The 21,886-nt window shown below is 28.4% G+C and carries 24 protein-coding genes; 17 read left to right on the forward strand and 7 right to left on the reverse strand.

Annotation, left to right across the window (positions count from 1 at the left end):
* The first annotated feature begins 168 nt into the window (after positions 1–168).
* The 5 genes from GPX08_RS05945 to GPX08_RS05965 all read left to right on the forward strand — a co-directional run bounded on the left by GPX08_RS05945 (position 169) and on the right by GPX08_RS05965 (position 4,124).
* On the forward strand, positions 169–1,149 hold the full coding sequence (locus GPX08_RS05945; protein ID WP_156625922.1) for an ABC transporter substrate-binding protein: 981 nt from the start codon (positions 169–171) through the stop codon (positions 1,147–1,149).
* The gene (locus GPX08_RS05950; protein ID WP_156625923.1) at positions 1,124–1,891 is read left to right on the forward strand and encodes an ABC transporter permease subunit; all 768 of its coding nucleotides are present in this window, start codon (positions 1,124–1,126) and stop codon (positions 1,889–1,891) included. The genes GPX08_RS05945 and GPX08_RS05950 overlap by 26 nt, the downstream gene beginning before the upstream one ends.
* Positions 1,884–2,486: an ATP-binding cassette domain-containing protein gene (locus GPX08_RS05955; protein ID WP_156625924.1), complete on the forward strand. Its 603-nt coding sequence runs from the start codon at positions 1,884–1,886 to the stop codon at positions 2,484–2,486. The genes GPX08_RS05950 and GPX08_RS05955 overlap by 8 nt, the downstream gene beginning before the upstream one ends.
* Positions 2,487–2,689: 203 nt before the next feature.
* On the forward strand, positions 2,690–3,616 hold the full coding sequence (gene cysK / locus GPX08_RS05960; protein WP_156625925.1) for a cysteine synthase A: 927 nt from the start codon (positions 2,690–2,692) through the stop codon (positions 3,614–3,616).
* Between the two features lie 76 nt (positions 3,617–3,692).
* Positions 3,693–4,124, forward strand: coding sequence for an Rrf2 family transcriptional regulator (locus tag GPX08_RS05965; protein ID WP_156625926.1), 432 nt, complete (start codon positions 3,693–3,695; stop codon positions 4,122–4,124).
* Between the two features lie 145 nt (positions 4,125–4,269).
* Here the strand turns inward: GPX08_RS05965 and GPX08_RS05970 are convergent, their stop codons facing one another.
* Complete coding sequence (locus tag GPX08_RS05970) at positions 4,270–4,893, reverse strand: biliverdin-producing heme oxygenase (protein ID WP_156625927.1); 624 nt, start codon at positions 4,891–4,893, stop codon at positions 4,270–4,272.
* 373 nt (positions 4,894–5,266) lie between these two features.
* On the opposite strand from GPX08_RS05970, the gene GPX08_RS05975 reads away from it, so the two are divergent.
* A complete protein-coding gene (locus tag GPX08_RS05975) occupies positions 5,267–5,641 on the forward strand; it encodes a hypothetical protein (protein WP_156625928.1) in 375 nt (124 codons plus the stop codon).
* A gap of 82 nt (positions 5,642–5,723) precedes the next feature.
* Positions 5,724–6,362 carry an N-acetylmuramoyl-L-alanine amidase gene (locus tag GPX08_RS05980; protein WP_156625929.1) on the forward strand — a complete coding sequence of 213 codons (639 nt, stop codon included), beginning with the start codon at positions 5,724–5,726 and terminating at the stop codon, positions 6,360–6,362.
* 93 nt (positions 6,363–6,455) lie between these two features.
* Here GPX08_RS05980 and GPX08_RS05985 read toward each other — a convergent pair whose 3' ends face one another.
* Positions 6,456–6,707: a TIGR03905 family TSCPD domain-containing protein gene (locus GPX08_RS05985; protein ID WP_156625930.1), complete on the reverse strand. Its 252-nt coding sequence runs from the start codon at positions 6,705–6,707 to the stop codon at positions 6,456–6,458.
* A 255-nt stretch (positions 6,708–6,962) separates the two neighbouring features.
* Between GPX08_RS05985 and GPX08_RS05990 the strand changes: the two genes are divergently transcribed.
* A complete protein-coding gene (locus GPX08_RS05990) occupies positions 6,963–7,778 on the forward strand; it encodes a YncE family protein (RefSeq protein ID WP_156625969.1) in 816 nt (271 codons plus the stop codon).
* On the opposite strand, the gene GPX08_RS05995 is transcribed toward GPX08_RS05990, so the two are convergent.
* Entirely contained in the window at positions 7,775–8,308 is a 534-nt protein-coding gene (locus tag GPX08_RS05995) for a DUF4364 family protein (protein ID WP_156625931.1), read from the reverse strand. The two genes, GPX08_RS05990 and GPX08_RS05995, sit on opposite strands and share 4 nt — an antisense overlap.
* Positions 8,309–8,437: 129 nt before the next feature.
* Between GPX08_RS05995 and GPX08_RS06000 the strand changes: the two genes are divergently transcribed.
* Positions 8,438–9,196 carry a polysaccharide deacetylase family protein gene (locus GPX08_RS06000; RefSeq protein WP_156625932.1) on the forward strand — a complete coding sequence of 253 codons (759 nt, stop codon included), beginning with the start codon at positions 8,438–8,440 and terminating at the stop codon, positions 9,194–9,196.
* 107 nt (positions 9,197–9,303) lie between these two features.
* Positions 9,304–10,002: a single-stranded DNA-binding protein gene (locus GPX08_RS06005; protein ID WP_156625933.1), complete on the forward strand. Its 699-nt coding sequence runs from the start codon at positions 9,304–9,306 to the stop codon at positions 10,000–10,002.
* Positions 10,003–10,059: 57 nt separating this feature from the next.
* Here the strand turns inward: GPX08_RS06005 and dapD are convergent, their stop codons facing one another.
* Positions 10,060–10,773, reverse strand: coding sequence for a 2,3,4,5-tetrahydropyridine-2,6-dicarboxylate N-acetyltransferase (dapD, locus tag GPX08_RS06010; RefSeq protein WP_156625934.1), 714 nt, complete (start codon positions 10,771–10,773; stop codon positions 10,060–10,062).
* A 153-nt stretch (positions 10,774–10,926) separates the two neighbouring features.
* Here dapD and GPX08_RS06015 point away from each other — a divergent pair, with 153 nt between their 5' ends.
* The 7 genes from GPX08_RS06015 (at position 10,927) to GPX08_RS06045 (ending at position 18,771) form a co-directional block, all read left to right on the forward strand.
* Positions 10,927–11,463, forward strand: coding sequence for a cob(I)yrinic acid a,c-diamide adenosyltransferase (locus GPX08_RS06015; RefSeq protein WP_156625935.1), 537 nt, complete (start codon positions 10,927–10,929; stop codon positions 11,461–11,463).
* 18 nt (positions 11,464–11,481) lie between these two features.
* Entirely contained in the window at positions 11,482–12,615 is a 1,134-nt protein-coding gene (locus tag GPX08_RS06020; RefSeq protein WP_156625936.1) for an aminotransferase class I/II-fold pyridoxal phosphate-dependent enzyme, read from the forward strand.
* A gap of 578 nt (positions 12,616–13,193) precedes the next feature.
* Positions 13,194–14,114 (forward strand): ABC transporter permease subunit, encoded by a 921-nt coding sequence (locus GPX08_RS06025; protein ID WP_156625937.1) that lies wholly within the window; start codon positions 13,194–13,196, stop codon positions 14,112–14,114.
* A 14-nt stretch (positions 14,115–14,128) separates the two neighbouring features.
* Positions 14,129–15,088, forward strand: a complete 960-nt coding sequence (locus tag GPX08_RS06030; RefSeq protein ID WP_156625938.1) for an ABC transporter permease subunit — start codon at positions 14,129–14,131, stop codon at positions 15,086–15,088.
* A 12-nt stretch (positions 15,089–15,100) separates the two neighbouring features.
* A complete protein-coding gene (locus GPX08_RS06035) occupies positions 15,101–16,108 on the forward strand; it encodes an ATP-binding cassette domain-containing protein (protein WP_156625939.1) in 1,008 nt (335 codons plus the stop codon).
* Complete coding sequence (locus tag GPX08_RS06040) at positions 16,108–17,088, forward strand: dipeptide ABC transporter ATP-binding protein (protein ID WP_156625940.1); 981 nt, start codon at positions 16,108–16,110, stop codon at positions 17,086–17,088. The genes GPX08_RS06035 and GPX08_RS06040 overlap by 1 nt, the downstream gene beginning before the upstream one ends.
* A gap of 54 nt (positions 17,089–17,142) precedes the next feature.
* Positions 17,143–18,771 carry a peptide ABC transporter substrate-binding protein gene (locus GPX08_RS06045; protein ID WP_156625941.1) on the forward strand — a complete coding sequence of 543 codons (1,629 nt, stop codon included), beginning with the start codon at positions 17,143–17,145 and terminating at the stop codon, positions 18,769–18,771.
* 452 nt (positions 18,772–19,223) lie between these two features.
* Here the strand turns inward: GPX08_RS06045 and GPX08_RS06050 are convergent, their stop codons facing one another.
* The 3 genes from GPX08_RS06050 to GPX08_RS06060 are packed head-to-tail and all read right to left on the reverse strand — an operon-like array spanning position 19,224 to position 21,859.
* Positions 19,224–19,979: a 4-hydroxy-tetrahydrodipicolinate reductase gene (locus GPX08_RS06050; RefSeq protein WP_156625942.1), complete on the reverse strand. Its 756-nt coding sequence runs from the start codon at positions 19,977–19,979 to the stop codon at positions 19,224–19,226.
* A 3-nt stretch (positions 19,980–19,982) separates the two neighbouring features.
* Positions 19,983–20,867, reverse strand: a complete 885-nt coding sequence (locus GPX08_RS06055; RefSeq protein WP_156625943.1) for a 4-hydroxy-tetrahydrodipicolinate synthase — start codon at positions 20,865–20,867, stop codon at positions 19,983–19,985.
* On the reverse strand, positions 20,867–21,859 hold the full coding sequence (locus tag GPX08_RS06060; protein WP_156625944.1) for an aspartate-semialdehyde dehydrogenase: 993 nt from the start codon (positions 21,857–21,859) through the stop codon (positions 20,867–20,869). Before GPX08_RS06060 ends, GPX08_RS06055 begins: the two co-directional genes overlap by 1 nt.
* Between the last annotated feature and the right edge of the window lie 27 nt (positions 21,860–21,886).

Genomic DNA, 21,886 nt, shown 5'->3' on the forward strand with positions numbered 1-21,886 from the left:
AATCTCAACCCTTTCAAATATTATAAATATATTATAAATACATTTTTTGCCAGTGTCAAATACAATACCTTGTTAAGAGTTTAATTATACCTTATAAATAAACTGTCTACCAATTTATTTTATTAATATTTTAAAAATGCTATAATGAATTTATAGGGGGGAATAAACATGAAGAAAAACAGTAAAATTATAATTAGTTTAGTAGTATTAACTATTATGGCATTATCCTTTGTAGGATGTAGTAAGAAGGAAAAAGAAGAAATAGTAAAGACTGATATATCTTTTGTAGCGCCAAATGGAGTACCTTCAACAGCTGTATCAAAAATGATAAAAGAAAATATTCAAGTGGATGAAAAATATAATATTAATTATTCCATTGAAAATACAGCAGATACTTTAGCTGCAGCAGTAATGAAGGGGGAACCAGATATAGCAATAGTTCCATCAAATTTAGCAGCACAGGCTTATAATAAGGGCTTAGGGTATAAACTTATTGGAACTACTGGATTTGGAGCTTTATATTTAATTTCAACTGAAGGTGAAACTGATATTGAAGATTTAAGTGGTAAGGAAGTTTATAATATAGGCAATGGTTTAACTCCGGATATAGTTTTTAAGGCATTATTAAAAGAACTTAATATTAATGATGTTACGTATAGTTATGTAGGTGGACCAACAGAACTTGCACCAGCTATATTAGGTGGAAAAGCAAAATATGCTGTTGTACCTGAACCAGCATTAACTACTATATTAAATAAAAACCAAGATATTAAAGTAATAGGAAGTTTAAATGATATTTGGAAAGAAAAATTTAATAGTGAAAATGGATTTCCACAAGCAAGTCTAATAATTAAAGAGGATTTAATTAATAATGATAAGAATTTTATAAAAGAATTACTAGCAGAAGTGGAAAGATCAATAAATTGGGTTAATGATAATCAAAAAGATGCAGCAACATATTCTGTAGATAATGGATCACAAGTAGATGTAAATATTCTTGAAAAATCTATAGAAAACAGTAATATTACTTTTGTAGAAATAAAAGATAATAAAGAGGATTATATTAACTATTTCAAGATTTTAGAAGCTGCAAATTCTAAATCAATAGGAGATAAGGTGCCAGATGAAGAATTCTTCTATGAAGGATAAAAAACTTATATTAATTTCTATTATTTTGCTAAGTGTTATTTGGGTAATTATTTCTAATATAATTGATAATTCAATTTACCTACCTAAAGTTAATGAAGTAGTTAATGAAATTCTAGGAATATTTAAAGAGAAGACCTTTTTATTAGATGTTGGATATTCATTGTTTAGAGCAATAATTAGTTTTTTAGTAGCAGCTATAATTGCAATATTACTAGGGGTATTATCTAGTTTTAGCAAATATATTTATAACTTTTTTTATCCTATTAATTCAATTATTAAATCAATTCCAACTATTGCGTTTATTTTAATTGCATTAATATGGCTAAATAAAAACTCTGCACCTTATTTAATAGGAATAGTAATATCATTTCCTATTTTATATGAAACAACTATTAATTCTATATTAAATAGTAATAATCAATTGATAGAAATGTTAAATGTTTATAAGGTATCATTTAAGGATAAGCTTAAAAATTTTTATATGCAATCTATTTTTATTAATATATCTCAAATTGCAACTTCTACATTTTCATTAGCTTTTAAGGTAGTTGTAGCTGGAGAAGTCTTTGGTCAACCGCCATATGGTATTGGAACAGCGATACAAGGGGCAAAGATTAATTTTAATACAGCAGGAATTTTTGCTTGGATAATAATAGTTGCTTTATTATCTTATATATTAGATAAGATAATAATTATAGTAATTAATAAAGCTTTAAAAGGTGGGAGATATTTAATTGATTAAGTATAATAATATTAATATTTCTTTTGGCAATAAAACTTTATATAAAGATTTTTCAATTGAGTTTAAAGAAAAAGATATAAATTTTATTATGGGAGAGTCTGGAGTTGGAAAGACAACACTAATTAAACATATAATGGATGAACTAATATTAAAGGGTATTAATATTAGTGTGGTATTTCAAGAAACGCGACTTTTACCTTGGAAAAATGTCTATGAAAATTTAGAATTAGTAATAAAAGATAAGCATAATAAAAGAGATAGAGAAATATTAATTAAAGAGATATTAGAGAAATTAAATTTAAAAAATTGTGAAAAGCTTTATCCCCATGAATTAAGTGGAGGCATGAGGCAAAGAGTAAGTATTGCCAGGGCTTTATTATTTGATGGAAGTATATTCATTATGGATGAACCATTTAAAGGACTAGATAAAGATAATAAAGATAATGTTATAAGTTTTTTATATTCATATTTAATAAGAAAAGAAAAAACAGCAATAATAATTAGTCATGACATTAATGAAATAAAAAGTATTAAAAATGAATATATATTTTTAAAGGGTGAACCTGTAATATCAAAAATAATTGATATTAAGTAAATATTTAAAATTTTAATGGAAAATTAAAGATTGCTTTTTTTACAGAAGAGAAAATTGAAATATAAAGGAAGTTTGTATCAAATAATGGTACAAACTTTTTTTATAAAATATTTAAAAAGGTATTCACAAATTAAATAAAATGGAGTAATATATAATCAAGAAGAAAAAACATATCGGAATAGTAGGAAAAAGGAGAGGTTAATATGACAATTGCAAAAAGCTTAGTGGAATTAATAGGGAAGACACCACTATTAGAATTATCAAACTATAATAAAGAAAAGGGACTAGCGGGTACAGTAATAGCAAAGCTTGAATACTTTAATCCAGGTGGTAGCGTTAAAGATAGAATTGGATTTGGTATGATAGATGATGCAGAAAAGAAAGGATTACTAAATAAAGATTCAGTAATAATAGAACCAACTAGTGGAAATACAGGTATTGCTTTAGCTTATATAGCTGCAGCGAAAGGATACAAGTTAATTTTAACTATGCCTGATACAATGAGTTTAGAAAGAAGAAATCTTTTAATAGCTCTTGGTGCAGAGTTAGTTTTAACTCCTGGATCAGAAGGAATGAAGGGTGCGATAGCAAAAGCTAATGAAATAAAGAATTCAACTGAAAATTCAATTATACTACAACAATTTGAAAACCCAGCTAATCCAGCAATTCACAGAGCAACAACTGGACAAGAAATTTGGAATGATACAGATGGAAAAGTTGATTTCTTTGTATCAGGAGTTGGGACAGGCGGTACACTTACAGGAGCAGGAGAAGTTCTTAAAGAAAAGAATCCAAATGTTAAGATAATAGCTGTAGAACCAACAAATTCACCAGTTATAGCTGGTGGAAAGCCAGGTCCTCATAAGATTCAAGGAATAGGAGCTGGATTTATCCCTAAAAATTTAAATGTTTCAATCATTGACGAAATTATAGCAGTAGACAACGAAGAAGCTTTTAAGGCATCAAAAGATTTAGCTAGAACAGAAGGTCTTTTAGTCGGAATATCTTCTGGAGCAGCAATAGTTGCAGCAAGAAAGTTAGCAGAGAGAGAAGAAAATAAAGGTAAAAATATCGTTGTTATCTTACCAGACACTGGAGAAAGATATTTATCTACTGATTTATATAAATAATTTTAACAAAGTCATTGCTATTTATAGTGGTGACTTTTATTATTAAGATATAGAATAAAAAGAAAAAGGTGATTAAGTGAAGATTTCAACTAAAGGAAGATATGGGTTAAGAGCTTTAATTGACTTAGCAATTAATATGGATTCAGAAAATGTAAGTATAAAATCAATTTCAGAAAGACAGAATATTTCAGAAAGATATTTAGAACAAATATTTTCTTTGCTTAGAAAAGCTGGAATTATAGTTGGTAGAAAAGGAGCTCAAGGTGGGTATGTTTTAGGAAAGACCCCTAGAGAATTAACTATAATTGATATATTAAAAGTTTTAGAAGGGGATAGTATATTTATTGATATTAATGAAAAAGAAGATAACGATTTAGAAATCTTTATAAATAAGAATTTATGGAAGGATATTAACTCAATTATAAAAGATTATTTTACTTCAATTACTCTAGAGGACTTAGTAGATAATTATAAAAAGTCTAAAGAAAACATTATTTATTATATATAATTAATATAGAACTGTGGCGTAAAGAGAACTATATATCCTAAAAGTAAAAAAACTCTTTTTAAACTTGAACCTGACAAGTTTATTTAAGAGTTTTTTTGCTTTTATTAATTTTTAAATGTCATAAAACAACTAATGTAGCTATATACTAGTTGTTTTTTGCATCTAGTTCATTAGATATAGCCATGTTATATACGTATGAATTTGAAATTTCAATTAAGAACTCATCTTTTTCTGAATCAGTCAATTCTAAAGTATTTAACATATTATGATAATTCATTACATAAGCCTTCATGTCTTTTAAATTTTTATAGACATAGTAGTTTAAAGCATTGTCTTCTAAATTATAATGATCTTTAAGTATTGAATAGAATATTCTACCGCCAAATAAATCTGCTAAAAATCTAGTGTAGGCATGTGCTATTATGAATTTTGGATTTTTTTCTACTATAGAATTAATTCTATCTACGTATGCTATAGTTGAAGCTAATTTTTCTATATTATTACCTTTATTAAGTGTTTCAATATCTTTTCTTATTTCTGATGATCTATATATTTCTTTAGTTACGAATGGTTTAACTGATTCATTATTTTCTAGTTTATCTAAGTTATGTTCAATTGCTTCGTATACAAAGCTAAGATTATAAATATATTCTATATAGCTTTCTTTTGAAGCTTCCTTATTTAATAATTTTTTTGTAAAGCCTGAGTTTTCTGCTGCTTTGTGTAATACGTTAGTTTTGTTTCTAATATCGACCATAAAATTGTTCATTTCTATCACTCCAATCGAGAACAATTATCATTTTCTTTAATATACTATTTTAGTATATAATTATCAAATCTGAAATTAGGTCAAAATAGCTAAATATATGATATTAGCTATATTTTTCTTATATTTTTCTTATTTTTTGAACTATGTTCATATATATTTTAAAAAGAAAAAAATGCTAATTGTTTAAAGATATTATTCAATTAATAAAATAAGTGATGAATAATATCTAGATAATAATAAAGTTGTAAAAATCATAGTATATAATTAGCATATTAATAATTGAAAAGGTTTAAATTACCTTTGGGAATATTGAGAATAATAGAATTTAGTGCTAATATTTAATTGAAATTAAAGAATATGGAGGTTGATTCTTATGATAAAAACTAAATCTAATAGCTTTTTAAAGTTCAGTTTTATTTTTATTATTAGTTCATTAACTTTATTTGTTGTTGCTAGTATTATTTCTAGTATTCATGGAGCATCGTTTAAAGATGTTATATTTATTGAAGGAATAATGTTATTGATGCTTTCTGCCTTTTCGTCAATAGAAGGAAGCACATCGTTACCATCAATGCAGGAGTTTGGGCAAATAAATCCTCAATGTTTTGCTAATGTATATTTAGAGTCAAATGAAATTGACCAAAGAAGAATTAGTAGAGGTTCCATATTAAATATAAATGTTGATTTAATTAGTAGTGCAATTATGTTTGGAGCTTTTATTTCTCTAATTTTTAGTTTTACGATATAGAGCAATTCTTTTATATTTTTGTTATAAATAAGCATTGATTTAAATAAGTATAGTATAGATTAATATAGTTAATAGGTGATTAATGTTTATTGCAATAAAAATTAAAAAAGGAATAGTGATAGTTTGTATTGCTATAGTAGTTGTAGTATTATTAACATTACTTTTTAAGGAGAATATTAGGAAATCTTTTAAAGTTAGTTATAGAAAGTTTTATTCAGCTAACGTTTCGGATGAAGAAATTATAAACTTAACAAAAGATTTAAATATAAAGAAATTAGATTATAAATGGACAGAAGATCTTACTTTTAATAATGAACCTAGAAAAATAATATTTCACCATGCTGCAAGAAGTACGTGGGATCCATATGGAATTAATGAATTTCATAAGAGTAAGGGGTGGAAGGGAATAGGTTACAATTATTATATAAGAAAAGATGGTACTATTTATCTAGGCAGAGATGAGGGGGCTGAAGGGGCACATACTAAAGGTGAAAATAATAGCTCTATCGGAATTTGTCTAGAAGGTAACTTTGAAGAAGAGAATTTAACTAGTGAGCAATTAATAAGCGCAGAGAAGTTATCATATTATCTTGTTTTGAAATATGATATATATCAAGTGATTGGTCACAAGGATGCATATGAGACGCTTTGTCCAGGTAAAAATTTTCCTTTAGAGGATATAAAAGATAAGATATTAATAAATATAAAAAATAGAAATTAGTTTTTAAACTAAGACAGTAGAATAATATAAAAGTTTTCTTAAGTAATTTGTTTTAAATTACTTACTTAATTATTAATATAAAAAAAAGGCTGCTTATGCAGCCTTTTTTAAGTATTCCTCTAATGCTTTAGATAATTGATCAGGGCATGAAGTGCTTTTATTACCACATTCAATTCCTTTTAATTTTTCTATAACATCATTGATATTCATATTTTTAACTAAAGCAGAAATTCCTAGTAGATTTCCTTGGCAACCTCTAATAAATTTTATGTCTTTAATTATATTGTCTTCAATATCTAAATGTATCTCTGTAGAGCAAACCCCTTTTGTTTTGTAAACGAACATTATGTCACCTCCAATAATCTGTATATTTATTATATATTCTAATTAGTAAAAAATAAAGTAAAAATGTAGAATTATAGAATTAAATATCAAAAGTTGTACCAATTTATCGGAATATACATATTATATTTATATATGTATAAGGATAATTAAGGTTATAGGATAAGGAGCTTTTATATGAATTCTTTAATTATATGTAATACAGGTAATGACTCTATAAGTAAGATATCTCTATTAAATAGTAAAGTGAACTTTTCTTTGGAAGAAAAAGAGTTAGTTCTAAATAAGGGAGAAAAACCTTTGGGACCAACAGGATTGTGTATTAAGGATAAAAGAGCTTATATTGCTAATAGTTATAGTAATTCAATGTCGATTATAGATATTGAAGCTATGGTAGAAGAAGATGTTATTTATGTTGGAGCAAATCCTAATGATCTAGTAAGATATGAAGACAAAATATATATTGTATGCTCAGAGTCTAATACAGTTGTTCTATACGATATAGAAGAAAAAAGAATAATCTTAGATATTAAGGTTAATAACTGGCCTTATAATATTGAAATAAGTGAAACATATAAGCTTTTATTCATCACTAACTTTCAAAGTCATAATATTTCTATAATAGATATAAATACAAATAAAGTAGTTGGAGAATTAGTAACATTAGAATATCCAACTAAAATAAAGGTTTCTAAAGATGGTAAACACTTATATGTTTGCGAGAGTTACATGGGAGATATAAGTAATGGTTATATTGAAATCTTTAACTTAATTACTTTAAAATCATTAGGTAAAATTGAGGTTGGAAAAGTCCCAATAGATATTTTTGAAGATAGGGATTCTCTATATATTAGTAACTTATTAGACGGAAGTATATATTGCTTAGATATAGAGACTTTTGATTTAATTAAAGAAATTAATATAGGTGGTATGCCAAGGGGAGTAATTAAAGTAGATAATTTAATGTATGTAATGGACTATTTAAAGGGAAGAATAATTTGTGTTGATTTAAAGACAAATGAAACTAAAGTCATAACAGTAGGAAAAGAACCTAATGCTATGACCTTATATTAATTATCATCACTAAATAGCGAATTCATAATTTTTGTATAAATATCAGACGGATTTTCCTTCCATCTATTGCATAAAGATAATGCTTGCTTTTTACTTGGAACAGAAACTTTTAAAGACATTAATAAATTATCATTTTCTAATGCTTGTAAATTAACAAGGAAGGAATCGTCTTTACCTATAGTATAATCGCTATGAATAGTTAATTCCTTTTTAATAGAATCAATAATAGAGTGAAGATAGTCATCGATTATCTTCTTTTTTATTGCAGAAATTCTATCAGCAAAAAATGATAAGGTGTTTCTGCCTTTTTCTGTAATGTTAATTAAGTTTTTATCATTCACTACTTCATATCTTAAAAAATCAGTAGATATTAATTCGCTAATATATTGCTGAAGAGTAAAGTAATTAATAAAATTATTTTCTAAAATAATTTCTGTTAATTGTGTATTAGTAATAGGTTGCTTTAATGAATCCATTACATATAAAACTAAAAGTTTATTTTCTGCAAGTTCTGCTGAGTTTTCGTACATACTAAACCTCCCTTTTTAGAAAGTATATCAATATTATATCATATTATTAGTGAAAGGATAACTGTAAGGAGTCATTATTATTAAAAAATAAGAATATAAATTAATTGTAATAATGGATAGGAGTTTTAAGTGAAAAGAAGATATAGTATTGGAATAAGATTGCTTCTATTGGCCTTTGTTATAATGATATCTTTTGTTTTAGATGGCAAAGCTATTTCAATTTTTAATGAGTCTCAAGATAAATTACCTATATATAGGGTGAATAAGGAAACTAAGGAAGTAGCATTAACTTTTGATATTAATTGGGCAGAAAATGATGAGCTTAATAGAATATTAGAGGTACTAGATAAATATAATGTAAAGGCAACCTTTTTTATTATGGGAGGTTGGGTAAATTATAGTGAAGATAATAAAAATAAGTTGATCATGATTAAGGAGGGAGGACATGAGATAGGCAACCACAGTTATATTCATCCTATGTTTAGTAATATAAGTGAAGCTAGGATGAAGGAGGAACTTGATAAGACAAATAAAACTATTGAAGAAGCGGTAGGAATAACACCTAAATTATTTCGCTTTCCAAGTGGCGATTATAATAAGAAATCACTAGACTATGTAAAAAGTCAAGGCTTTATACCAGTGCAGTGGGATGTGGATTCTGTTGATTGGAAACAGAAAGGGGCAGATGAAGAGTATAACAGGGTTATGAAAAAGGTGAAGGAAGGATCAATATTATTATTTCATAACAATGCAAAATATACTCCAGGAAATTTAGATAAGCTAATTAAAGTACTTAAAGATGATGGATATAATATTGTGCCAGTAGGTGAAATGATATATCAAGAAAATTATTATATAAATGATAATGGTGAACAAATAAAAAAATAATTAAAAAATATTGAAAAATGATGATATAATGTATTATAATGGAAATGTACCGGTGGGGTTGTTAATCAAAAGAAATAAAATATTACTAAGGGAGAGAGGGGTTAGTGATGGACAACATGATGTTAAATAATAAAATTTATTTAGAAGGAAAGGTAATTTCAGGTCTAGAATTCAGCCATGAAATGTATGGGGAAGGGTTTTATACGTTTTCCATGGAGGTAATGAGACTAAGTGATTCAGTTGATATTTTAAACATAACTGTATCAGAAAGATTAATCGCTAATATGGATTTATCAATTGGCAAAGAAATAATAGTTGATGGACAATTAAGATCTTATAATAAGTTCGTAGATGGTTCAAATAAACTAATATTAACTGTATTTGCTAGAAATATTGAACCTTGTATAGAAAAAAGTAAAAATCCTAATGAAATATTCTTAGATGGATTTATTTGTAAGGAACCGGTTTACAGAACAACACCATTTGGAAGAGAAATAGCTGATGTGTTACTTGCAGTTAATAGAGCATATAATAAATCAGATTATATTCCTACAATTGCTTGGGGAAGAAACTCAAGATTCTGTCAAAGCTTAGAAGTAGGAGATAATATTAGGGTATGGGGAAGATTACAAAGTAGAGAGTACCAAAAAAAGGTCAGCGATAGTGATGTAATTAAAAAAATAGCTTATGAAGTTTCAGTTTCCAAGATGGAAAGAGTTCAAGACGATTCAGAAACAGTTAATGAAGCGAATGAAATTAATGAAATAAATGAAGTAAGCGAAGTTAATGAACAAGAAGTTATGTAATGAAAAGGTGAAAAGCAAATTGCTTTTCACCTTTTATTAATAGTAAAACTATGTAGTTTATTTTCTTAAATCATCTAATATTTTTGTTTTATCTTTAGTTTGTTCATCAACTGATTTTATTATTTTAGCAGGGCTACCAGCTACTACAACTCCAGAAGGAACATCTTTTACTACTACAGAACCAGCAGCGACTACAGAACCATTACCAATTTTAATCCCTTCTAATATTACTGCATTAGCACCTATTAAAACGTCATCGCCTATTTCACATGGAGATTTACTTGGAGGTTCTAATACGCCAGCAACTACAGCGCCAGCACCTATATGAGATCTTTTACCTATTATAGCTCTAGCACCAATAACAGCATTCATATCTATCATAGTACCTTCACCTATTTCTGAGCCTATATTAATTACTGCTCCCATCATAATAACAGCACTTTTATCAATTTTAACTCTGTCTCTTATTATTGCCCCTGGCTCTATTCTTGCATCAACATTTACTAAGTTAAGCATAGGAATAGCTGAATTTCTTCTATCATTTTCAAATCTATAATGATTAATAGAATCTGAATTCTTTTCAATAAAATCTTTTACTAATGGTGCTTCACCAAAAACAACATAAAAATTATTAGTACCATACCATTCTAAATCTTTAAAATTAGAATTACTTAAATCCCCATTAATATATGCCTTAACAGGTGTAGTCTTTTTTGAATCCTTTATAAATTTTGCAATTTCATATGGATCAGTTAAATCGATGTAATTCATTTTCTTTCCTCCCCAATATAAAGATAAGTTGAAAAAATTATAACAATATATTAGAATGATATCAATACAATTGGAAGAAAAAGTATTAAGAATGAGAAGTATTTACATAAAGTATGCATTTATGTAAAGTTTATAAGAAAAGGAGATAAAGAAATGAAACTAGAAGAAGGATTAGTTCAAATATATACTGGGAATGGTAAGGGTAAAACTACAGCAGCTTTAGGTCAAGGGATAAGATCCTATGGGAATGGTCTAAAAGTTTATATGCTACAATTTTTAAAAGGTGGCGAAACTGGTGAACTTAAAACAATAGATGAGTTAGGTGATAACTTTAAAATATTTAGGTTCGAAAAACCAAAGGACTTTACTTGGAATCTAAATAAAGAGGAGTTAGAGGAATTAAGATTAGAAATTAGAGATGGATACAATTTTATTTTAGATGTAATTAAGCATAATAAGTGTGATGTTTTAATTATAGATGAAGTTATGGCAGTTCTATCTAATAACTTTTTAACTGTAGATGAGGTTCTATATATAATAAATAATAAACCTAGGAGTATGGAACTTATTATGACAGGAAGAAATGTTCCAAAGGAAATAATAGATAAGGCAAATTTAGTAACAGAAATGAAACCTATAAAGCATTATTTTGAAGAAGGTGTAGATGCAAGGAAGGGCATAGAATATTAAAAGTTAGGGGCAATTTATATGAATCATAATTTAAAAGAGGTTCAAATATCTGGTATAAGACAATTTTTTAATAAGGTAAAAGAAGTATCTGGGGCTATATCACTTACATTAGGACAACCAGATTTTGAAATGCCAAAGGAAATTAAAGAAGGAATGATAAAAGCTATCGAGGAAGATAAGACGGCTTACACGGATAACTTAGGTGTTTTAGAACTTAGAGATGAAATATCTAAATACTTAAAGATTAAAGATATAAATTATAAAAAAGAAGAGGTCTGCATAACTGTAGGAGGTAGTGAAGGGCTATTTTCTTCTATTGCTTCAGTTATAAATAAGGGTGATAAGGTACTAATACCTACGCCAGGTTATCCTGCTTATGAAAATATAGTTAAAATTCTAGGTGGTAAAGCAATATATTACAAGTTTAATGAAGACTTTACTATTAATATAGAAGAAATAGAAAATTTGATTAATAAAGAAGATATTAAACATATGATTTTATCATATCCATCTAATCCAACTGGTGCAGTTTTAAATTATAAGGATTATAATAAATTAGTTCAACTTATTAAAAAATACAATATGTTAGTAATAACAGATGAAGTATATGAAGCTTTTTCCTATGAAAAATATTATAGCGTTGCTATGAGCGAAGAAATTAAAGAGAATATTATATATGTAGGAAGTTTCTCTAAGATGTTTTCAGCAACAGGGATTAGATTAGGATTTATTGCTACTAATGAGAAGTTTATAAAAGAAATAGCAAAGGTTCATCAATATTGTGTATCTTGTGCGAACTCAATAGCTCAATATGGAGTCTTAGCAGGATTTAAAAATGGTCTATATAATATTGAAGTAATGAAAAATGAATTTTTATTAAGAAAAGAGTATGTTGAAGAAAGACTTAGGAGAATGGATTTAGAATTTGTGTCTCCTAAAGGAGCATTCTATATATTTCCATCTATTAAGAAGTTCAAACTATCATCTGAAGAATTTTGTATAAGGCTGTTAAATGAAGGTAAGGTAGCTTGCGTTCCAGGAAGTGCCTTTGGAGAAGGTGGAGAAGGATATATTAGGATATCTTATTGCTATTCAACTGAAGAGCTTAAAGAAGCTTTAGATTCAATTGAATTATTTATTAAAGAGCTTTAATAAGTTTTCGTTACATTATAAGTAATTGTTAAAGAGGCTGTAAATTGACGGCCTCTTTAGTTTTTATTATTAAAGCATTCTTGAATTGAGTAATATTTATAAAAAAGTAGAAAAATATAAAAACATTCATTTTATAAATTAATGTAGAGAGATTAAATGTATATATGTTTTATATTAATTAGACTTTTTTTATAATTATTCTATGGTAATTTAATAGTTTAAGCAAAATGTTAAAAAAATATGTACGCAATAAGTGGACAAATATTAGAAAATGTACGTATTTTCAATAATGTAACTAAACATAATGAATTAAAAAATTAACAGTTTGATAATAATTAGAAAAATGAAAGATTTATATTTATACTTGCATAAATTAAGTAAAAATGCGATTGTAAGCGTTTACCAAAATATTGGTACGCTATTTCTCAATTAAAAATAAAACCCTATTCATTTTATTATTTTATTAATATATTCAATATAATATTAAAATGTTAATTGACAAATTTATATTATATAATATAATTATTAATATCTACAAAGTTGAATGCTGTAGAATTATGAATGGGGGTTGAAAACAAATGGTAAAGTATATAGGAAAGAGACTTTTAACTAGTTTAATCACTATTTGGGCAGTAGTTACAATAGTTTTCTTTCTAGTTAGAATGATGCCAGGTGGTCCATTTGATGGAGAAAAAATCACACCTGAGATGAAAGCACAATTAAATGAAAAATATGGGCTGGACAAGCCTGTTGGTGAGCAATATACAATTTATATGAGCAATTTATTAAAAGGTGATTTCGGTAAATCAATGAAATATAAAGGAAGAGATGTATTAACAACAATTGAAAAAAGTTTCCCAAACTCAGCTAAAGTAGGAGTTGTATCAATAATTTTCTCAGTTGTAGTTGGTGTTGCTTTAGGTATTATAGCAGCATTAAAAGCCGATAAATGGCCGGATCGAGTATGTATGATACTTTCAACCATAGGAATAACCATTCCTAGTTTCGTTATGGGTACCTTCCTGATATTTATATTCACATATCAGATGAAAGGATTCCTACCAGCAACAGGGCTTAGTAAGCCATCTAATTATATAATGCCAGTTATTGCTCTTTCAGGAAGCTCAATGGCATTTATAACAAGACTTACAAGAAGTAAATTAATAGACGTATTAAAGTCAGATTATATTAGAACAGCAAAAGCTAAGGGATTAAGTGGAAGAACAGTAGTATTTAAACATGCTTTAAGAAATTCACTTATTCCAGTAGTAACATATTTAGGACCTTTAGTAGCAGGAGTATTAACAGGTTCCTTCGTAGTAGAAAAGATATTCGCAATTCCTGGACTTGGAAATGAATTTACTTTATCTATTACTAATAGAGATTACACATCATTATTAGGGGTTACTGCATTCTACTGTACATTAATAGTAGTATGTAACTTATTAGTTGATATAGTATATGTACTAATTGACCCAAGAATCAAGCTAGAAGGTTAATGGGGGGTAAAGAAATGGAAAACTTAAAAGTTGATTTAGATTTAGATAAAGAATTATTTACTCCTTTAAGTGATGAGGAAAAGAAATTTGAACAGATAGTTAGACCTAGTGTTGGTTATTGGGCCGATGCATGGAGAAGACTTAAAGGAAATAAAGTAGCACTAGTTTCTTTAATTATGATTGTTATTATAGTTATATTTGCGTTTTTAGGACCCGTTTTAATGGAAAAATTAATGGGATATACATATTATGATACAAATCTGCAAGGTACTGATATAAGACCTAATGCACAACATTGGTTTGGTACTGATAACTTAGGTAGAGATTTATTTGTAAGAACTATGTATGGTGCAAGATATTCTCTAATAATAGCGATATCTGCAGCTGCTATTAACTTAGTAATAGGAGTTTTATATGGAGGAATAGCAGGATTCTTCGGTGGAAAAGTAGATAACATTATGATGAGAATAGTAGATGTACTTTACTCTATTCCAACACAAATATATGTAATTATATTAATGGCTACATTTAAAAAGGAAGGATCAACAGGTCTTACAACTATTATTTTAGCAATGGCAATTTCTTATTGGGTTGGTATGGCTAGAATAGTAAGAGGAGATATACTTCAATTAAAGCAACAAGAATTCGTTCTTGCAGCTAAAGCTCTTGGAGCCTCTAAGACAAGAATTTTATTTAGACATTTAATACCAAACTCTATGGGTTCAATTTTAGTTACTTTAACTTTATTTGTACCACAAGCTATCTTTACAGAAGCTTTCTTAAGTTTCATTGGTTTAGGTATTAATGCACCACTTGCTTCATTAGGTACTTTAGCAAATGATGCTAGTGGATTATTAAGTACTGCAGCTTATCAATTATTATTCCCAGCAGGAGCAATTTGTTTAATTATATTAGCATTTAACCTATTTGGGGATGGTTTAACTGAAGCTTTAGATCCTAAGAATAAGAGATAGGAGGAAGGACAAATGAGTAAATTATTAGAAGTTAAGAATTTAAAAACCTCCTTTAGAACACATATAGGTGATGTACAAGCTGTAAGAGGTGTATCTTTTCATCTTGATAAAGGAGAAGCTTTAGGTATAGTTGGGGAATCAGGTTGTGGTAAGTCTGTAACTATGATGTCAATTATGAGATTATTAGCAGATAATGCAATTATAGATTCTGATGCAATTATATTTAATGGGCAAGATATTAGTAATCCAACAGAAAAGGAAATGCAAGAAATTAGAGGAAATGAAATGGCAATGATTTTCCAAGATCCTATGACTTCTCTAAATCCTTTATTTACAGTTGGAGATCAATTAACAGAACATTTAATTAAACATAAAAAAATATCTAAAAAAGAAGCTAATGAATTAGCAATAAAAATGCTTGATATGGTAGGTATTCCTAGTCCGGAAAGTAGACTTAAGCAATTTCCACATGAATTTTCAGGTGGTATGAGACAAAGAGTTATGATAGCAATGAGTTTAATATGTGAACCAAAGCTTATTATTGCAGATGAGCCTACAACAGCATTAGATGTTACAATTCAAGCGCAAATTTTAGACTTAATGAAAGATTTAAAAGATAAGATTAATACATCTATTATATTAATTACTCATGATTTAGGAGTAGTTGCTGACCTTTGTACAAGAATTAATGTTATGTATGGAGGTATAGTTGTAGAAGAAGGTTCAGATAAGGATATATTCTATAATGGAAAGCATCCATATACTTGGGGGCTATTAAATAGTGTTCCAAATCCAAAGAGTGAAGTAAAAGAAAAATTAACGCCAATTGAAGGACAACCACCAGATTTATTAAAACCACCAGTTGGATGTCCATTTGCAGCAAGATGTGAATATGCAATGAAGATTTGTTTACAAAAACAACCACCTTTATTTGAAATTTCAGAAGGTCATAGAGCTGCATGTTGGTTATGTCATGAAAATGCACCAAAGGTAGAGTCACCAATAAGGAGGGAAGATTAATGGAAAAAGAAAAAGATATAATATTAGAAGTAAAAAATCTTTGTAAGTACTTCCCTGTAAATAAAGGTATGTTTGCTAAAAAGAGCTTTGTAAAAGCAGTTGATGATGTATCTTTTACAATTAGAAGAGGGGAAACTTTAGGATTAGTTGGAGAATCAGGTTGTGGTAAAACTACTACTGGTAGAACTATTTTAAAGTTATATGAACCAACTTCAGGTGATATTATTTTTAATGGTGAAAATATAACTAAATTTAGTGAAAAGAAGATGGTTTCTTTAAGAAAGAATATGCAAATGATATTCCAAGATCCATATGCTTCTTTAAACCCTAGAATGACTGTTGGTGATATTATAGGAGAAGCTATTGATATCCATGGTTTATATAAGGGTGAAGAAAGAATTGAGAGAATTAGATATCTTTTAGATAGGGTTGGATTAAATGGAAGTCATATTAATAGATATGCACATGAGTTCTCAGGTGGACAAAGACAAAGAATAGGTATTGCAAGAGCTCTTGCAGTACAACCTGATTTTATAGTATGTGATGAACCTATATCAGCATTAGATGTATCTATTCAAGCTCAAGTTATTAATATGCTTGAAGAGTTACAAGAAGAGTTTGGGTTAACTTATCTTTTTATAGCCCACGATTTATCAATGGTTAAGCATATTTCTACTCATATTGGAGTTATGTATTTAGGAAAAATGGTAGAAAAAGGACCAGCAGATGATGTTTATTTAAAACCAAAGCATCCATATACTCAAGCTTTATTATCAGCTGTACCAATACCGGATCCTGAAATAGCTAAATCTAATAAGAGAATAGTATTAGAAGGAGATATTCCTTCACCTATAGATCCGCCAGCTGGATGTAGATTTAAAGGTAGATGTAAACATGCTATGCCTATTTGTGGTGAAGTAGATCCAGAACTTAAAGAAGTAGAACCTGGACACTTTGTATCATGTCATTTATTCAAATAATGGTAATTATTGCATAAGCGATTTTTATAAATAATAAATTAAGGGGGAAAAACAATGAAAAGCAATAAGCTTAGAAAAATTTGTGCAGTTGCACTAACACTTGCACTTGGAATGTCTGTTTTCGCTGGATGCGGAAGTAGTAATTCTGATGCTTTAATCTACAACTTAGGAGAAGACCCAGAAACAATAGATCCTACATTAAACACTTCTTCAGGAGCTGGTTCAATTATTGATAATGCTTTCGAAGGATTAATGAGATTAGATGAAAACGAAAAGGCAGTACCTGGTGTTGCTGAAAGCGTTGATGAATCTGCAGATGGATTAGTATATACTTTCCACTTAAGAGAAGATGCTAAGTGGTCAGATGGACAAGGTGTTACTGCAAAAGACTTTGAATACTCTTGGGTAAGAGCATTAGATAAAGAAACTGCAGCAGAATATGCTTATCAATTATTCTATATTAAAAATGGTCAAAAGTTCAATGAAGGTAAAGCTACAAGAGATGAACTTGGAATCAAAGTTATAGATGATTATACTTTAGAAGTTACTTTAGAAGCTCCTACAGCTTACTTTAAGGAACTTACTGCATTTACAACTTATATGCCATTAAGAGAAGATATAGTTTCTGCTGATCCAGAAGGATGGGCTCTTGATCCAGCAACTTATGTTTCTAATGGACCATTCAAGTTAGTTCAATGGGATATTAAAGATCAATTAGTATTCGAAAAGAACGAAGAATACTGGAATGCTAAGGAAATTAAATTACCAGGTGTTGTTTTCAAATTAGTTACTGATCAAAATACAGCTTATGCTTCATTAAAGGCTGGAGATTTTGATATGGTTGATACTGTACCACCAGCTGAAATAGCTGCTGGACAAGAAGAAGGTTTAGTTACTATTTATCCAAATCTTGCTACTTATATGCTAGTACTTAATGTAGGTAAGCAATCTACTTTACCTGAAGATGTTAAGAAAGCATTAAATGATCCTAAGGTTAGAAAAGCATTAGCTATTTCAATAGATAGAAAAGCTATAGTTGAAAATGTTACTAAATCTGGACAAGTACCAGCATATAGTTATGTACCAAAGGGAATTTTAAATGAAGAAGGTAAGGATTTTGCAGATAAGGAATACTATGATGCAAATAAAGCTAATGTAGAAGAAGCTAAGAAGTTATTAGCTGAAGCTGGTTATCCAAATGGAGAAGGACTTCCTACATTAGAATTCATGTATAATACTGAAGGAGATCATAAGTTAGTAGCTCAAGCTATACAACAAGACTGGGCTAAAATTGGTGTTAATGTAGAGTTAGTTAACCAAGAATGGAAGGTATTCTTAAATACTAGACAAGAAGGACAATATGAAATTGCTAGACATGGTTGGTCTGGAGACTATGTTGACCCAATGACATTCTTAGATTTATGGTTAACTGGCGGTGGTAATAATGATGCTGGATATTCAAATCCTGAATATGATGCATTAGTTAACCAAGCTAAAGCTGAAGGTGATCAAGCTAAGAGATGGGAATTAATGAGACAAGCAGAAGATATATTAATGGAAGATATGCCAATAATCCCATTATACTACTACACTAAAGTTAAAGCTGCTAAGCCAGAAGTTAAGGGTGTTAGAGTTTCTACTTTAGGACATGTATTCTTCGATAAAGCTTACATTGAAAAATAATATAAAAAATTAGAAGAGTCTTTCGACTCTTCTTTTTTTAATTTCCAGCTTTATTTATATGTTGACTTGAAAAGCCTTCTCTTTTAACTGATTTATGTTTTGCGTTAGGATTATGATTGTGACCTTCTTCTGTTAAAGGAGTTTGATAATTACATTTCTCCATTCTAGCTTTTTTATTATCTACTTGACTATCCTTTGCCATAAAATATTCCTCCTTATAAAATGCTCTCAATATAGTTTAAACAAAATAAGAAAAAATATAAGGCACATTTGTAATTAAAAATGAAAAATGAAGAATGAAGAATTAATGAAAAAAACTCCTTTCGGAGTTTTTAAATAAAAATGTTTTAATTAGTAATTCCGAAGGAATTACATCCTCAATTTTTCATTTTTAATTCTTAATTTTTCATTAATATAGAAGTTGCAATATTGTAACTTCTATATTACAGCTACTATATTCCAAGTACGTCAATCATGTCATAAATTCCTGCTTCAGTTACGTTTTTCATATATTCAGCAGCCTTTAAGGCTCCAACAGCAAAAACTTCTCTAGAAGTAGCAGAGTGGGATAATTCAATTACTTCAGATGCACCTGCGAAGATTACATCATGTTCACCTACAATAGTTCCACCTCTTATAGCATGGATACCAATTTCATTCTTTTCTCGTTTTGATTCTCCGCTTCTACCATAGATATATTTAGTTTCTTCATTAATATTATCTTTTATAGTATCCGCAAGTAGTAAAGCAGTACCACTTGGTGAATCAACTTTTTGGTTGTGATGTTTTTCTATAATCTCAATATCATAATTACCATATAATACTGGAACTATCTTTTTCAATAGAGAATTAATTAAATTAATTCCTAATGACATATTAGCTGATTTAAAAATTGGAATAATCTTACTTTGTTCATTTATAAAATCTAATTGTTCTTCTGAAAAACCAGTAGAGCATATAATTATTGGCTTCTTACTCTTTAATGATAAATCTAGCAAGTCATATATGGCTTCAGGTCTAGAAAAATCTATTAATACATCATAATCTATATTAACTAGAGAAGGGCTTTCAAAAATATCAAAGTTAAAATCATTACATTTGAATTTGTCTATACCACCGACTATAGTGATATAAGGAAAGTTATTTGCGGCTTCAACGACAAATCGTCCCATTTTTCCGCAACATCCATTTAATAATACTTTAACCATATCTTACTCCTCAATTAAATTATATTTATATAATGATTCCTTTAATGATTCAAGATTATTATCATCCATTTCATATAATGGTAATCTGAGTTCTCCAACTTCTTTACCCATAAGGTTTAAGGCTGTTTTAACAGGAATGGGATTAGTTTCAATAAATAATTTCTTTATTAAATCTAAATACTCTATTTGTAATTTTTGAGCTTCTTTTATATTACCGTGTAAGAAATTATCTGCCATATCATGAACAGCTTTAGGAGCTATATTTGAAAGAACAGAAATTACACCTTGTCCACCAAGAGACATTATTGGAATTACTTGATCATCATTTCCAGAATAAATATCTATTTTGTCACCACATAAAGCTTTCATTTCAGCTACCTGAGTAATATTTCCACTAGCTTCTTTAATTGCAACAACCTTGTCCAGTTTAGATAATTCATTTAATAAACAAGGAGTTATATTAACCCCAGTTCTTCCAGGAACATTGTATAGAATAATAGGTATATTAACTTCATTATTAATAGCTTCAAAATGCTTAATTAAGCCTTTATTATTAGTTTTATTATAATATGGTGTAATAACTAATAATGCATCAACGCCAACAGCTTCAGCATACTTACTCATTTCTATAGAAGACTTAGTATTGTTAGTACCAGTACCAGCGATTACAGGAATTCTCTTATTAACTTTATCAACTGTAAATTTAATAGTTTCTTCTATTTCTTCTTTAGACATAGTACTTGCTTCTCCAGTAGTTCCGCAGATAACTATGGCATCTGTTTTTTGCTCAATGTGCCATTCTATTAATTCTTCTAATTTTTCGTAATTTACTTTGTTATCTTTAAATGGTGTAATTATTGCGACTGCTGACCCTTTAAAAATTGACATTAATCATCACTCCCTGTTAATAGTTCAGCTATTTGGATTGCGTTTAAAGCAGCTCCCTTTCTAATATTATCTGCTACTACCCATAAGTTTAAGCCGTTATCAATACTAAAATCTCTTCTAATACGGCCTACAAAGATATCATCTTTGCCACTTGCCATTAAAGCAGTAGGGTATTTTAATTCTTTTAAATCATCATATACAGTGATTCCTTTAGTCTCATTAAATAATTTAAATATATCTTCTAATTCATATGAATTTTCAAGTTCTACATTAATACTTTCACTATGACCATTTAACACAGGAACTCTAACTGTAGTTGCTGTGATTTTTAAATCATCATTATGAAGAATCTTTTTAGTTTCCTCAATCATTTTAATTTCTTCCTTAGTATACCCATTATCTAAGAATACGTCGATGTGAGGTAAGCAGTTACCTGCAATAGGATAAGGGAATTTCTTAGGTTCAGCACCTTTATTGCCTTCAACTAAATCATCAATTCCTTGTTTCCCTGCACCAGATACCGCTTGATAAGTAGAGTATACGATTCTCTTAATTCCATACTTAGTTAATAATGCCTTTAAAGGTACCATGGCTTGAATTGTAGAGCAATTTGGATTTGCAATTATACCTTTATGCCACTTAATATCTTCAGGATTAACTTCTGGAACAACTAATGGAACATTTTTATCCATTCTAAAAGCACTGGAGTTATCGATTACTGTTGCTCCGTAAGATGCAAATATTGGTGAAAATTTTAAACTTACATCACCACCAGCTGAAAATAAAGCAAAATCAATTTTTTTATTTTTAATATTTTCTTCAACTGTCTCTTCAATAATTATTTCTTTACCTTTAAAATTTAATTTTGAACCTGCAGATCTTTTTGAAGCAAAAAGATATAAATTTCCTACAGGAAAATTCCTTTCTTCTAATATTTCTAAAAATTTTCTGCCTACGTTACCTGTAGCCCCAACTATAGCAACATTGTACATAATTTTGTCCCCCTTTTTAATTTAGTA

The sequence above is a fragment of the Clostridium tertium genome (assembly GCF_902652255.1).
Lineage (GTDB): Bacteria > Bacillota > Clostridia > Clostridiales > Clostridiaceae > Clostridium > Clostridium tertium_A.